Genomic DNA, 15,885 nt, shown 5'->3' with positions numbered 1-15,885 from the left:
AAGCCTAAGTCAAAACAAAATTCCTAAAATTTTGTATAAAAAAACAACCAACATTCTCTCCTTGGGGCGAGAAGTTTGGTCGCGCGGTACCACCCAATATTTTTACTCAAAGTAATAACGGTTTTACCGGTAAAGCCTACTTAATTTCAGCTCACAACTTCAAGGCTACCTTCAATAGTTATATTTATGAGTTTTCACCAAAAACCTCACTCTCTAAAAAATATACTCCTATTTACTCTTCCTTATCATTGTCTTTATACTCTATAATATTTATGCTAACTTTCATAACAATTTATTTTATTAAAATTTAGTGTATGTGACGATAATAATACGCCTTTAGAAGAATGTCAAGGGTTTTTTTTATAAAAGTTTTACTTTTTGTAGTATTATTTTTTTATTACATTATATACAAAAAATAATTTTTTGCATTTTAAAAAGTCAATTATTAAAAATATATTTCTTGCAAAAAAAATTCAAAATATATTGTTGACATACATAATTTTTTATAGTATAGTAAATGCAATAAATATAAAAAACTTTGACGGAGAAGAGTAAATAAAGATATGCCTTCAGAGAATGGGTATTTGGTGAGAGCCCACAGGCTAAATTTATTGAAAATCACTCCCGAGTTGCATGCTGAAATTTATTTAAAGTAAGTTATGCCGGCACAGCCGTTATACATACGAGTAATAATTTGGGTGGTACCGCGGTAGACTTTCGCTCCATGATGGACGTATGTCTGCTTTTTTTATACCATATTTTTGTACTAAACTATTCAATCAATTATTTATTTAAAATTATTAGTGTATATGTTCTTAATATTAAAATTAATTATTTACACATTTCATATTTGTGTAAACATTGGGATCCCTTAACACATAAAACTACAATCAAATATTTAGCTGTTATTTTAGATTAGTTTACTTACAGCAATTCTTTTATTTATATTTACTAAAGCTAAATTTATTGCGCCTGGAATAAGCTTTCCCCAGGGGGAGGTATTCAGGTTGTATTTTATTCGTTTTATTTTTGATAATTCATGAGCTCTTACGTGCTATTTGCTTTAATTAATAATTTTTCATTGCTTTTTGAGAAGAAGCATTGTATTTAATTACTTAAAAAGTCCGATTTATGTCGGACTTTTTAAATGAAATTTTACTTGCAATTATCTGTATATTTTTTAATCAACTCTACGGACAATAGCTGTCATCATCCTCTTAAAGATGTCTCACCCATAAGATAGTAATCAACTTTTTGAGCTACCCTTCTTCCATCTTTTAAAGCCCATACTACAAGGGATTGCCCACGTCTCATATCTCCTGCAGTAAATATTCCTTCTTTATTAGTCATATAATTTTTATCTGCTTTGACATTTCCCCTTCCATCAAATTCTACTCCAATATCATTTAACAGCCCCTCATGTTTAGGATGGATAAAACCCATGGCTAAAAGAACCAAATCAACTTTTTGATGAAATTCCGTACCAGGTATATTTACCATTTTCATCTTTCCATTTTCCTTTTCCCATTTAACCTTTACTCCGTGAAGAGTTTTTACCACTCCCTCTTCACCTGCAAATTTTTCTGTGCTTATACACCATTCCCTTTTACATCCTTCCTCATGAGAAGTCGTTACCTTGAGGATTTTGGGGAAAGTAGGCCATGGCATAGTATCATCCCTCATCAATGGCTGCTTAGGCATGACCTCATATTGATAGACAGCTTTAGCACCCTGTCTTATGGAAGTGCCTATGCAATCTGATCCAGTATCTCCCCCACCTATGACTACCACGATTTTTCCCTTTGCAGTTATCTCCTCTTCCATAATCTTTTTGCCTGCTAATCTCATATTTTGCTGTTTTAAAAAATCTACGGCAAAATGTATTCCATTTAATTGTCTTCCCTGAATTTTAAGATCTCTTGGAATTGTAGAACCTCCTGTTAAGATCACTGCATCAAAATTCTTAATTAATTTATCAGCAGAATACTCTTCACCCACATTGATATTTGTTCTAAAATTTATACCTTCGATCTTCATTATATTTATTCTTCTATCCACTATGTGCTTCTCAAGTTTAAAATCCGGAATTCCATATCTAAGCAGTCCTCCTATTTCATCCGACCTTTCAAATACGGTAACATCATGCCCTACGGAATTAAGTTCTGCCGCCGCTGCAAGTCCTGAAGGCCCTGAACCTATTACAGCTATATTTTTTCCTGTTTTTACCCTTGGGAGATTAGGTGTTATCCAACCTTCTTCAAAAGCTTTTTCAATTATATTAAGCTCTATCTCTTTTATAGACACTGGCTCTCTGTTTACCCCCAGAGTACAAGCCCCTTCACAAATGGCCGGGCATATTCTTCCAGTAAATTCCGGAAAATTATTGGTAAGGCAAAGCCTTTCAAACGCTTTTTTCCATTCATCCTTATATATAAAATCATTCCAGTCTGGAATTATATTTTCAATAGGACAACCCCAGTTGCAAAAAGGAGTACCACAGTTCATACACCTTGCTGCTTGAATTCTCAATTTATCTTTGGGAAATTTGCAATATATCTCTTTATAATCTTTAATTCTTTCTTTTACCCCGCGTTTTTCAGGATTTTCTCTTTTATATTCTTTAAAGCCAGTTATTTTTCCCATAATGCCGCCCCCTTACATATTAGAAGCAGCAACTGCTTCTGTTTTTGTTTGTCTTAGTATGGATTTATATGCCCTGGGTATTATTTTTTTAAATTTTTCTTCATATATATCCCATTCGTTGAGTATATCCTGAGCTTTTAAACTGTTTGTATACTTATAATGATCCTGTACCAATTTATATACTGTATCAATATCCTCAACATCTGTAATTTTTTCTATATCAACCATTTGTAAATTGCATTTATTATTAAAAGAATCCTCCTCATCTAATACATAGGCCACACCGCCGCTCATACCTGCTGCAAAATTTCTTCCCGTTTTACCTATGATAACTACTGTTCCTCCAGTCATATATTCACAGCAGTGATCTCCTACACCCTCAACTATAGCTGTGGATCCACTGTTTCTCACTGCAAATCTTTCTCCTACACTGCCATTTATAAAAGCTTTTCCAGATGTAGCTCCATACAAAATGGTATTTCCAGCTATGATATTTTTCTCTGCCACAAAAGTTGATTCTTTAGGTGTCTTAATAATTATTTTGCCTCCAGACAACCCCTTTGCTACATAGTCATTAGCGTCACCTTCAAGTATTAAAGTAAGTCCATTTACTCCAAATGCACCAAAACTTTGCCCTGCGGATCCTTTAAAATTTAATACAATTGTATCTTCAGGCAATCCTTCACTGCCATATTTTTTAGCGATTATACCGCTTAACATAGCTCCTACCGCACGATTTACATTTTTTATTTCCATAGTTGCATTGACCTTTATTTTATCATTTATTGCCTTTTTTGCCATTTGAATAATTTTGTAATCCATAGCCTCATTCATGCCATGATCCTGAGGTATTACACAATAGGATTTAATTCTCTTGGGCATATATGGTTTATATAAAATAGCAGATAAATCCAAGCCCTTGGCTTTCCAATGTCCAATTGTTTCTTTTGTCTCCAGCATGTCTACCCTACCAACCATTTCGTTCATTGTTCTAAATCCAAGTTTAGCCATATATTCTCTTACTTCCCGTGCAATAAAAGTTAAAAAATTTATTATATATTCCGGCTTGCCTCTAAAGTGCTTTCTAAGTTCAGGATCTTGTGTGGCTATACCCATATCACAGGTATTTAAATGGCATTTTCTAAGCATAGTACATCCCATTACCACAAGAGCAGTAGTTGCAAATCCAAATTCCTCAGCTCCAAGAAGTGCTGCAATTACTACATCCCTGCCTGTCTTTAACTGCCCGTCTGTTTGAATTCTAACCCTACTTCTCAAATTATTTAATAAAAGTACCTGCTGGGTCTCGGATAATCCTAACTCCCATGGAATTCCAACATGCTTTACTGATGAAATTGGTGCTGCTCCTGTTCCACCATCATACCCGCTTATGAGTATTAAATCTGCATGAGCTTTTGCAACCCCAGCTGCAATTGTCCCAACTCCCACTTCCGAAACTAATTTCACACTTATATTTGCCTCAGGGTTTACATTTTTCAAATCATATATAAGCTGAGATAAATCTTCGATAGAATAGATGTCATGATGCGGCGGCGGAGAAATAAGATCTATCCCTGGAGTAGAGTGTCTTGTTTTAGCAATATACTTGTCAACTTTTTTCCCTGGAAGTTGACCGCCCTCACCAGGTTTTGCCCCCTGAGCTATTTTTATCTGAAGCTCATCTGCATTTACCAGATACTCTGTAGTCACACCAAAACGTGCCGAAGCTATCTGCTTTATAGCACTTCTTCTGGAATCTCCATTGAGATCTAATTTATACCTTTCTGGATCCTCTCCTCCTTCTCCAGTATTACTTCGTCCTCCTATTCTATTCATGGCTACGGCTATGGTTTCATGGGCTTCTTTACTTATGGATCCAAAAGACATAGCTCCCGTACAAAATCTTTTTAGTATTTCGCTTATAGGTTCAACCTCTTCTATGGGAATTTGATTTCCCTCTTTCAATTTTAACAATCCCCGTATGGTACATAGATTTTTATCCTGTTCATTTATAATTTTGGCATAATCTTTGTAAAGGTCATAATTATTAGTTCTAGCCGCAACTTGAAGTCTATATATGGTTTCAGGATTAAAAAGATGAAACTCTCCTCCCCTTCTCCATGAATAATTGCCACCTACATCCAGCTGTGAAATGGGTTTTCTTATTTTATTAAAGGCATTTTTATGCCTTGATAATACCTCACTGGCTATTACATCAATGCCAATTCCTCCTATTCTTGAAGGTGTTCCCTCAAAATATTTATCCACAAATTTCGAATCCAGACCTATGGCTTCAAATATCTGTGCACCATGATAACTTTGAAGGGCGGATATTCCCATTTTGGAGAGTACTTTTAATATTCCCTGATTTATGGCATGTATATAATTTTTCTTTGCCTCATCCACAGATGTTCCAGTTATATCCCTGTTCTTTATCATTTGATCTATAGTTTGATATGCAAGATATGGATTTACCGCCGAAGCTCCATAACTTACAAGCAGTGCAAAATGCATTGTTTCCCTTGCCTCTCCTGTTTCCACGATAATTGAGACTTTTGTACGGGTCTTTTCCCTAATGAGATGATGCTGCACTGCTGAAACTGCTAAAAGGCTTGGAATTGCTGCTTCATAGGAATCTACATTTTTATCACTTAATACCAATATATTATATCCTTCTTTTATTCTCTCTGAAGCTCTTTCACAGATTTTTCTAAGAGCTTCCTTAAAACCATCTATTCCCGTATCACACTTAAAAGTAATTGGAACCGTAGTAGCTTTAAAATCCTTATTTCTTAAACTTTTTATCTTTAATATTTGCTCGTCTGTCAAAATAGGACTGTCAATTTCTATAAAAGGATCTTTTGTAATTTCATCATTCAGTATATTGGCCTGGGGAGAACCTATATAATTCAAAAGAGACATTACCAATCTTTCTCTTATAGAATCTATAGGAGGATTTGTTACCTGTGCAAAAAGTTGTTTGAAATAGGAGAAAAGCAATTGATTTTTATTTGAAAGCACAGCAAGTGGTGTATCATTTCCCATAGAACCCACCGGTTCCTTACCTTCCACTGCCATAGGCACTAAAATTCTCCCTAAATCCTCAAGAGTATATCCAAAAGCCTGCTGTTTCTCTCTTAATACTTCTGGAGTTATCTGTTCTTTTCCCACAACCGTATCAAACATATCCAGATTAAACCTTAATTTCTCCAATATTTTTTCATAAGGCTTGCTTTTACATATTTTTTCTTTTAATTCCTCATCCTTTATAATTTTCCCTTTAGCTGTATCCACCAGAAACATCTCACCAGGTTTTAATTTACCCTTTTCCAGTATATCTTCATTTTTAAATTCCAGCACTCCAGCTTCTGAAGCAAGTACTGCAAATCCACTTTTTGTTATTACATATCTGGCAGGCCTTAACCCATTTCTGTCAAGAGTGGCACCAACCTGAACGCCATCAGAAAATGAAACAGCTGCTGGTCCATCCCAGGGCTCTATTAATGAGCCCTGGTATTCATAAAAAAACTTTTTATATTTTTTACTATGCCCATTTCCTTCCCAAGCCTCCGGTATAAGAAGCATAAGTGCATGTGGAAGAGATCTCCCATCTTGGTATAAAAGTTCCAGTACATTGTCAAGAGAAGCAGAATCACTGCCACCCGTATCTATTATGGGAAAAAGGTTCTTTATATTTTCACCAAAGGTCTTGGATCTAAGTACACCTTCACGGGCCTTCATCCAGTTCCTATTTCCTCTTATGGTATTTATTTCTCCATTATGCCCCAAATATCTAAATGGCTGGGCTAAATCCCAAGTTGGAAAAGTATTTGTGCTGTATCTCTGGTGTACTAGTGCTATGGCACTTTTAAAATTTATATCATTCAAATCAATATAAAATTTTTTTATCTGATCCGCCAAGAGCAGTCCTTTATACACTACAGTTCTACTTGAAAGGCTGCATACATAAAACGCTTTTGCGGTTTCTTTAAAATTTCCCCTTACTTTATTCTCCACTTCTTTTCTTATTATATAAAGTTTTCTTTCAAATTCAGTTTGATTCTCTGCGTTTTTGCCTATAAAAATTTGTTTTATAATTGGTTCAGTGCCCTTCGCAGTTTCACCTATGTCCCTGTTATCAGTGGGCACATCTCTCCAGCCTAGAACCCTCTGACCTTCTTTTTCCGTAATTCTCTCAAATATCCCCTCACACTGCAGCCTTAAAGCGGTTTCTCTAGGGAAAAACACCATTCCCACTCCATATTCTCCAGACTCAGGCAATTCTATACCTAGATTATCACAATTTATTCTAAAGAATTCATCTGGAATTTGAACAAGTATGCCTGCCCCATCTCCAGTTTTAGTATCAGAGCCCACTGCCCCCCTGTGTGTTAAGTTAACTAAAATTTGAATGCCTTTTTTTACAATACCGTGGGTTTTCTCACCTTTTATACTTGCTATAAACCCCACTCCACAAGAATCTTTCTCATAATCAGGATCATACAAGCCCTGTTTTGAAGGAAATCCATTATTATAATTCATGCTACAAAGCCCCCTTTTAGAATTGTTAAATAAATACCACCAGCTTAACTGGTGGTTTTATTTATACAGCAAAGATGTATTTTTTTAAGCCCCAAAATGCATCTCAAGCTTTTTCTTTTTAATTTTTAACATTGTACTTTAAATTAAAAAATGCAAAGCCTTAAAAATGTTATAACCGTTATTGATATTTTAGTAAAAATATTATCACAGTTCTTTATTATATGCAAGTCATATATAAAAATATTTCACTTTTATATATATTTTACAACTTGCACCCCCTATTTTGCAATATTAACTGCTAAATTTGCTTCCCATATCATTTATAAATTGCATAAATGTACTTCCGATATTATCTAATGACCACAAACCAGTAGCTTTGAAATCATATCCGCTATAAGTACTATAATCTCCATAGTCTACATTATAAGTCTGTATTATAGGATATATTGGCTTGTCCAATCCATAAGTTTTATAATCCTGAACCATCTTATTCAAACATGAAGCAACAGACCACTGCATATCTCCCCAATAACATTGAGGTGCCGAGAAATCACAGTATTCATTAAAGACTGAATAAGGTATATCCTGATGATAACTAGCTATTGGAAAAGATGTATATCCAATTATGGCATTAGGGCACTTATTTCTTATAATTTGACACACTTGCTCCGCCTGCTGGGTTTTCCCTGATACAGCATCTTCAGCATCAAAAACATAATAGTCACTATTATTTAAAGCCTCTATTATAAGGTTAGCTTCATCTTCGGGATAATTAAAATAATTATATCCCCAGGTACCTACTATAAATCCAGCTTGTTTGAAATTTCCAACATACTTTAAAAAATCATCTCTAAAGTTTGTCCCTCCTCCTGAAGGGCTTGAACCTTCATTGTATTTAATACATACATTGTTTATTCCCATGGATTTTAATTTTGCAATCAAATTATCTATACCTCCATAAGCATCCACTTGACTTTGAAGCTGCCATATCCACATGGAAGTAGAAGCTACGGCCTCCACATCCTTATTTGAAGGCTTTATAGTAACGTTTAAATTCACCGGTTTATCATACCCAGTCACATTGCCTTCATAAACATAAGTTCCTGGTGAATCTTCAGTATTGATATTTTTATTCCACACAACTCCCACTTGCTTTACGCTTCCATCAGACATGGTTGCCGTTACTATATCAGGAAGTACATAATTATCTCCCTGGCTTATTGATACATTTAAATCATTTACATTTGTTATCTGCAAGATAGTTTTAAAATCCATACTAAAGCTACTTTTTAAAGACCTGTTATATTTAGATTTTAAATTGTCAGTTACACTTAGAGTATATTCACTGTTAGAACTATAAGGTTCTTTAGGTGACACATTTACATAGGAATCATTATTACTCAAAGATATATCAATGGGTACTTGTCCATTAGTTTTTTTGTCTATTATTTTCACACTCGCCTGAGCAGATGACAAATCTACAGGTTCATTAAATTTTATTGTCCACTTCTTATCAACAGGTACATTATCTTGTGTTATGTATTGTTGAGATTCACTATTTAATACTGAATCATCAGCTAAAACAAAATTGCAGTAATTTAGTTGATACACTAAAATAACTACTGCAAATATTAGAATATTTTTTAGTAGTTTAAACAAGAAACTCCTTCCTTTCCGCATAAATACAATATATTTTCTTTATTTTCACTCCTTTCTTTAAATTTTACAAAATAGCATATATTATTATTCTATTTCCTTAAGATTATAGTCATATGAACAATATATTAATAATATGTAAATAATATATGAATTCCAATTTCATACCATTTACACATTATCATATAGAAGACTATAGATCAATTATGATTGTCTTCCTTTAAAAAATATAAAAGCAATTCACCCCGTTTTTTTTTATCTTTTTTAGAACATCTGGTGACCACTTGTAAAATCCTCTTTTGCTTTTACTACCCGATTCCCTATTTTGGACCTTGCTTTTAAGCAGTGAAGATGGTTCAGTTGAATTGCAAAGATCCTTAAGCAGGTATGCAGATACAGAATTTATTACATCAAGCCCTGCCAGATCGGCAGTACATATAGGACCTGTGACTGGCAGCCTTCTTCCCAACCCATATTCAATAGCTTTATCAACCTCTTCAACCTTTGCCCATCCCTGTTCCACTATAAATAAAGCTTCTCTTAACAAGGCATGTTGAAGCCGGTTTCCGATAAACCTCAGACACTCCTTTTCCATGGAAATTGCTTTATTACCTATAAGTTCAATCCATTCAATAATTTTTACCATGGTTTCTTGAGAGGTTCCTTTACCTGACACTACTTCTACAAGAGGAATCAATTGAGGTGGGTTCCAAAAATGAGCAGCTACTACTCTTTCAGGATGTACTGTATATTCAGCTATATCTGTTGGTAAAGGACCTGATGTACAAGTTGCCAAAATCACATTTAAAGGACATATTTCATCTAAAATTTTAAAAAATTTCTTTTTCACCTCTATATTTTCTGACAAACATTCAATTACTAAATCAGCATCTTTGACTGCATCTTCAATTGTCTTAACTCCCCTTATGTCATTTGAGATTTTTTTACACTGTTTTTCTGACAACTTTCCTTCGGTTTTCCAAAAGTTTAAACTAAATTCTATATTTTTGAATCCCCTGTTTAAACTTATATCAGATCTGCCATAAATGGTTACCTTCAATCCAGCTTGTGCACAAAGCAATGCTATCCCTGGTCCCATGGTTCCAGTACCTAATACTGATACATTTTTAACATTTATATATACCATCTCCCTGCAGCCAATGCTGCCTATTTGTCAAGTATCACTTATTACAGTTCCAGTGATGCCGCACAATGCTTCTTTAAGTTTTCCAAGAGATGTTATTATGAATTTTTTACCTTTTTTTGATTCTGCGAACATGACAGCAGCCTTTACTTTAGGAAGCATAGAACCTGGTGCAAATTGCTTCTCTTCTATATATTTATAGGCATCTTTAATGTTCATTCTGGATATATTTTCCTGATTTTTTTTATTGAAATTTATCGCAACCTTATCAACGGCAGTTAATATGAGCAGTATATCTGCATCAATTATTTCAGCCACTTTTTCTGATGCATAATCCTTATCAATTACTGCAGCAACTCCTTCAAAGCTACCGTCATCTTTTTCTATCACCGGAATTCCTCCGCCTCCCACAGTAATTACAATATGACCTGCCCCAACAAGTGTTTTAATTACTTCCTCCTCTACAATAGTTTTTGGAAGTGGAGAAGGTACAACTCTTCTCCATCCTCTTCCTGCATCCTCTTTCATTAAACAATTAGTTTCAAATATTATTGCTTCTGCCTGTTTTTGTGTAAAGAATGATCCAATTGATTTTGTTGGATTTTTAAATGCGGCATCATCTCTATCCACCGCTACCTGGGTAATTACTGTTGCTACTTCATTATTCATTCCTCTTTTTTTTAATTCTTTTTTTAATGCCTGCTGAAGATGGTAACCAATATATCCCTGACTCATAGCTCCACATTCCTGAAAGGGCATTACATCTTTTGACTTATCAGCTAGAGCTGCAGTTTCATAAGCTGAAATAATCTGACCTATCTGAGGACCATTTCCATGAGTGATAACAATTTCATTACCCTCTTCTAAAAGATCTGCAATGGACTTGGCCGTTTTACAACAGGTTCTAAGCTGAGATTCTGATGAATTATCTTTAGGATCTGACTGAAGTGCATTTCCTCCCAGAGCTACCACTATCCTTGACATATACAATTCCTCCGTTTTCATTATCAATATGATTTTCTAGGATTTAATATCTGTATTTGAAACAGTTATATCAGATTTTATTTCATATTTTTCATTCATTATTCCAAGCTTGCCTAATATATAGAAAATGATTGACAATACAACTCCAGTAACAGCAGCAAATGCCATTCCCTTTAATTGCACTGTTCCTATATTTACACTGGCGCCGCTTACTCCGACCACAAATGTAATTGCTCCTAAAACCATGTTGTAGTTTATACTGAAGTCAACCTTTTGTTCTACAAACATTCTAATACCTTGAACTGCTATTATTCCATAAAGCAGCATTGTAATTCCTCCCATAACCGGACCTGGAATAGCTTGTATTCCAGCTGCTATTTTTCCTATACACGAAAAAATAATTGCAAGTATGGCAGCACCTCTTATAACCCATACTGAATAAACACGTGTAATTGCCATTACACCTATATTTTCACCATAAGTGGTGTTTGGTGTAGAACCTGTAAAACCTGAGATGACATTACTAATACCATCTCCAAGAAGTGAACGGTAAAGACCTGGATCCAGCATTAGATTTGATTCAGTTATTTTTCCAGTAACAATCAAATGACTTATATGCTCTGCAAAAACAACTATACAGGCTGGGGCAATTATAAAAATTGCACTCCAATCAAATACAGGAGCCTGAAATTTAGGGATTGAAAACCAGTTTGCATCTGTAATTACTTTTGTATCAACCATTCCCATTGCAAATGCAAGAATGTAACCTGCAATTACCGCAATTAAAATTGGTATTACTTGTGCGAACCCTTTAAATATAACAGACCCAAATATTCCTATTGCCAGAGTAAATAGAGCAACTAAAATCACCTTTGGATCGGCTACATAAGGCTGAACAATTTTGCCAACTGCTGTAGCAGCAGGAGCAAGCCCTGCCTGAACTGCCGCATTTGGAGCAAGTTCAAGTCCTATTACTACAACTACTGCACCCATTACGGCAGGCGGCATTACAATGTCGATCCATTTTATTCCAAATTTTTTTACGACAAATGCAATCACTATAAAGAATAATCCAAAGAAGATAAATCCTGATTGTGCATGGTTAAAGCCCCCGAAGGACGTAATTATTAAAATAGTAGGTGAAATAAATGCAAAACTTGAACCTAAATATGCTGGAATTCCACCCTTGGTTACATAGGAATAAATCAATGTACCAATGCCATTCATCAACAGACAAATTGCAGGGTTTACCCCTAAAATTAATGGTACAAGTATAGTTGCACCAAACATAGCAGTAAGATGTTGAAAACTAAGTGGTATAGTTTCAGCAATTGGCAGTTTCTCGTGAATACCTACAACATGTTTCATAAATTTTCTCTCCTCCTTAAATAATTTTATTTAATGCCGCATATACCTTATCTGCTGAAAATGGTGTTTCAAAAATGTCAGTTCCTGTTGCATCTGCAATTGCATTTCCTATGGCAGAGGTTATTGAAATCATAGGGTGTTCTGCACAACCTCTTGCACCATAAGGTCCATCAAGCTGAGGTGTTTCTATATAACATATTTCAATGGATTCTGGTAAATCCCTCATTGTGGGAATCTTATAATCTACAAAGCTCTTAGTCAAAAGTCTGCCTTCAGAATCATATTTTAAAATTTCCGACAGAGCTGTTCCTATTCCCTGAATAATTCCACCAACCATTTGTCCTTTAACTAACATTTTATTTATAACATGACCTAAATCTATGGCTGTTACCACTTTCAATATTTTTATATCTCCAGTATTTATATCCACCTCTATTTCAAAAGCATGAGCACCATATGTCCAATCAAGCGCCGGCCTGCCTTGCCCTGTTTCCTTGTCAAGAATTGTCAATCCCTGTGCTATATATTTTACTCGTCCAATAAGTGGGTCGCCCATATCGTTTCCATTTGGATAAGTATAGCCTACTGCCATGTCTTTATAAAATACTTTATCCTCCGGAAACTGTTTTACAAACACACATTCATCGCCAAGGGCAAGATCCCTTTTGGATGAACGAAGAACAACTGCTCCCAATTCTAAAATTTGTTCTTCCATATCATCACAAGCCTGAAGTACGGCATTTCCTCCCAATATTGTCATTCTGCTTGCTACAGTCTGCCAATCGTATGTTGCTGAATCCGTATTTGTTTCATATACTGCATGAGCTTTTTCTATTGGCACCTGCAATCTTTGACATATCATCTGGCTCATTGCCGTATATGCACCCTGACCCATGTCTATTCCTGCAACATTAAATCTAAGTGAACCATCTTCATTCATCTGAATTAAAGCTGAAGTAGCTGCATTGCTTGGCATAGCAGGTGCTTTATGAAATACTGCTATGCCCTTGCCTCTACATTTACCGGTTTTTTTCTCCAGTAATTTTTCATCTTCTGTTCTACCATTTTTCCACCCTATCCTCTCTGCCACAGTTTCTAAGCATTTAACAATATTTCCAGGCTGCTCATTAATGGGCTCACCGGTTATGGTTATTGAACCTGGTCTTAAAAGATTTTTAAGTCTGAATTTCTTTGATATCACCTTTTCTCAGCTTAAAATGGTTTGCTATATTTGTGTCGGCTTCCGGGAAAAATACATCTGGAATTGTCTTATAATTTTTTAAGTTCTCATGAATCAATATGGAATTGGGTTTTACAGCTTCCTCTACATCCAGCAGCGCATGAGAGCATAGGGACTGGTTTTAATTTTAGCATACAACATACCTTTAAAGCCCATATCGTGAACATATTGTGCTTCTCCTGTTACCTTTTCAATTCCATCTATTCTTGGAACACTGTTTCCCACATAATTATAATTCTCCTGTTAGTCCTAATTTTTCTCTTAAAAACCAAAGTAGAGTACTGTTTGATGGTATTTCTTCAAAAATTTCATCTCCATTTACATACAAATGCAATTTTTTCATATAATTATTTTCCACCCTCTCCCTGCTGACCCTTGTGGTCTTATTTAATCCTAATTTGATAATTTTTCTATTCAAGCTGTATATCTGTGAAATATTAAAATTGTAATACCTTCCTAAATATACGAAAGAAACCATAAGACCACTTATGAAATCATCTATAGCAGGAGTTAGCCCAGGTCCAAATCCAATAATATTCCCTGTTTTTTCAGCTATTTGTTCTACATCACCTTTCAGCAGATCTCCAATAAAATTTATAAATCTATATTTAATAAATTCAAAAGCTCTATTATGGGAATACGTGCCGAATTGTTTAAGTTTCAACTCTGGAAATTCGCCGCTGATTATGCTTATCAGCGGACCCATTCCATAAAACCTGCCATATGCACTGAGGGCGCTTTCCAACACCCCTAAATTTTCTAATATTTCTTTTTCCGTGCAATTAATGCATTCCATGGGAATTTTAGAAGACCACGTTTTTATATCACACAATTGAATAAAAATATTTTTCTCATAATTATATATAATTTTGGGGTCAAACATGAATTTTAAATTTTTTCTTATGCCAATATCTATAAAGTCAATCGGTTTCTGATTATCAAGTGAAACACTCATAGGTGGCATATTTTTACCATTGCTTAATAATGTGATGAACTCATGTTCGGCTTCAATATTACATCAATTTATCGTTAATAATTGCCAACATAAAAAAAGAGATAAGTGATCATTTATCTCTTTCAATATCAATTTAACATTTGCATTATATTTTTATTAAATTCAAAGCTTTCATTGCAATTTCCAGATTCAACCTATTATCAGCATTTTCAATATCCATCCCTATAATATCCTTAATTTTTTGCAGTCTATATATGATGGTATTATAATGCATAAACATCTGCTTTGACATCTTTTTCATATTGCCATTGCATTCAAAATAAATTTCAAGAGTCTTAATTAATTCTGTATTATTTAATTTATCATATTCTACCAGGGGCCTTATGGTATCATTGCAAAATTTGACAAGTTCCCCCTGGAGACCATGAAAACACAATATCCTATATAGACCCAAGTCATCATAATGTATAATGTCTCCTGTAATTCACTTATTTAGTTCTTCTACAATAAATTTAGCTTGTTCATAACTTTTATTAAGCTTGTGCGCGTCATTATAAGAGCGTCCAATTCCTACTTTAAATTGTTACTCCGGAAATTTTTTCAAGACCTCTGCTAGTATATTTTTACAAAGAGAATTTATTTTTTCTTTTATCGATTGCAGATCTTCGGTTAAATTATTTTCATATAAAATAATAATTCTATCATTTTTATCTACATACAGCATTTCTTGCATATCACGCCTGGCAATTCTACTAATAATAAACAATAAGCTGCTGATAATATTTTTATTGAAACTTGATTTGCATGAACTAATATCCTTAGTTTTGGAAAAACTATTTATCCATATTATTGTGCCACACCGTATTTTTCATACAGGTTAAAATGAAAAGTCTTTGCCCGTTCAATAGCCTTATTTTGCCTATTTTCATTGCTACTTAATAGCTCATCGAAAATTTCCAATTTATAACGGCCTTCCATTTTTGATATAGAAAGTTTTTTCACAAAATCCAGGGCAATAATATCCGGTGGTAATTTTTTTATATATCTGCCAATTTTAATTCCGAGGGCAGCTACACCTTTTTCATTTAATTCAGGAATAAGCTTCATGAGTACATCTATATTATCCTTAATGGAATATGCTGTTGTAATCAAAAGCTCTCCTTCTCCAACCCATTCTATAATATCGGGAACTTCCATCACATCCACTTTTGTTATTCTCTTATTCATACCTCTTTTTCCCGCCAGTACCCTGGCTCTTCTTAATTTATCAACTTGCAGAAGTCTTTGCAGAGAAATACCCAGGTAATTATACAAGACACCCACATCCTTTGAAAATCTAATAATCATAAAATT

At 34.4% G+C, this 15,885-nt stretch carries 11 protein-coding genes, 1 pseudogene and 2 other annotated features; all 12 genes and pseudogenes read right to left on the bottom strand.

The annotated features are described in order from the left end of the window. Nucleotides 1–59 precede the first annotated feature (59 nt). Nucleotides 60–258 (bottom strand) — a binding site (T-box leader). 271 nt (nt 259–529) lie between these two features. Further along, nucleotides 530–728: a binding site (T-box leader), on the top strand. A 481-nt stretch (nt 729–1,209) separates the two neighbouring features. After that, a complete protein-coding gene (locus AB8U03_RS13075) occupies nt 1,210–2,643 on the bottom strand; it encodes a glutamate synthase subunit beta (RefSeq protein ID WP_369704996.1) in 1,434 nt (477 codons plus the stop codon). A 12-nt stretch (nt 2,644–2,655) separates the two neighbouring features. Continuing rightward, a complete protein-coding gene (gene gltB, locus AB8U03_RS13070; RefSeq protein ID WP_369704995.1) occupies nt 2,656–7,185 on the bottom strand; it encodes a glutamate synthase large subunit in 4,530 nt (1,509 codons plus the stop codon). 291 nt (nt 7,186–7,476) lie between these two features. After that, entirely contained in the window at nt 7,477–8,865 is a 1,389-nt protein-coding gene (locus AB8U03_RS13065; protein WP_369704994.1) for an Ig-like domain-containing protein, read from the bottom strand. Between the two features lie 176 nt (nt 8,866–9,041). After that, nucleotides 9,042–9,979: pseudogene (locus tag AB8U03_RS13060) on the bottom strand (3-hydroxyacyl-CoA dehydrogenase family protein). A 36-nt stretch (nt 9,980–10,015) separates the two neighbouring features. Beyond that, complete coding sequence (gene arcC / locus AB8U03_RS13055) at nt 10,016–10,969, bottom strand: carbamate kinase (RefSeq protein ID WP_369704993.1); 954 nt, start codon at nt 10,967–10,969, stop codon at nt 10,016–10,018. Between the two features lie 36 nt (nt 10,970–11,005). Beyond that, nucleotides 11,006–12,337 carry a uracil permease gene (uraA, locus tag AB8U03_RS13050; protein ID WP_369704992.1) on the bottom strand — a complete coding sequence of 444 codons (1,332 nt, stop codon included), beginning with the start codon at nt 12,335–12,337 and terminating at the stop codon, nt 11,006–11,008. A gap of 16 nt (nt 12,338–12,353) precedes the next feature. Further along, complete coding sequence (locus AB8U03_RS13045; RefSeq protein WP_369704991.1) at nt 12,354–13,538, bottom strand: xanthine dehydrogenase family protein molybdopterin-binding subunit; 1,185 nt, start codon at nt 13,536–13,538, stop codon at nt 12,354–12,356. 123 nt (nt 13,539–13,661) lie between these two features. Next, a complete protein-coding gene (locus AB8U03_RS13040; protein ID WP_369704990.1) occupies nt 13,662–13,802 on the bottom strand; it encodes a hypothetical protein in 141 nt (46 codons plus the stop codon). A gap of 4 nt (nt 13,803–13,806) precedes the next feature. Continuing rightward, a complete protein-coding gene (locus tag AB8U03_RS13035) occupies nt 13,807–14,532 on the bottom strand; it encodes an oxamate carbamoyltransferase subunit AllH family protein (protein ID WP_369704989.1) in 726 nt (241 codons plus the stop codon). 145 nt (nt 14,533–14,677) lie between these two features. Next, complete coding sequence (locus AB8U03_RS13030) at nt 14,678–14,986, bottom strand: PucR family transcriptional regulator (protein ID WP_369704988.1); 309 nt, start codon at nt 14,984–14,986, stop codon at nt 14,678–14,680. Nucleotides 14,987–15,115: 129 nt separating this feature from the next. Beyond that, nucleotides 15,116–15,256, bottom strand: a complete 141-nt coding sequence (locus AB8U03_RS13025) for a hypothetical protein (protein ID WP_369704987.1) — start codon at nt 15,254–15,256, stop codon at nt 15,116–15,118. 122 nt (nt 15,257–15,378) lie between these two features. After that, nucleotides 15,379–15,879, bottom strand: coding sequence for a PucR family transcriptional regulator ligand-binding domain-containing protein (locus AB8U03_RS13020; protein ID WP_369704986.1), 501 nt, complete (start codon nt 15,877–15,879; stop codon nt 15,379–15,381). Between the last annotated feature and the right edge of the window lie 6 nt (nt 15,880–15,885).

It is taken from the genome of Clostridium moutaii, from assembly GCF_041205085.1.
GTDB lineage: Bacteria > Bacillota > Clostridia > Clostridiales > Clostridiaceae > Clostridium_B > Clostridium_B moutaii.
This window is presented reverse-complemented; position numbering and strand designations above follow the sequence as displayed.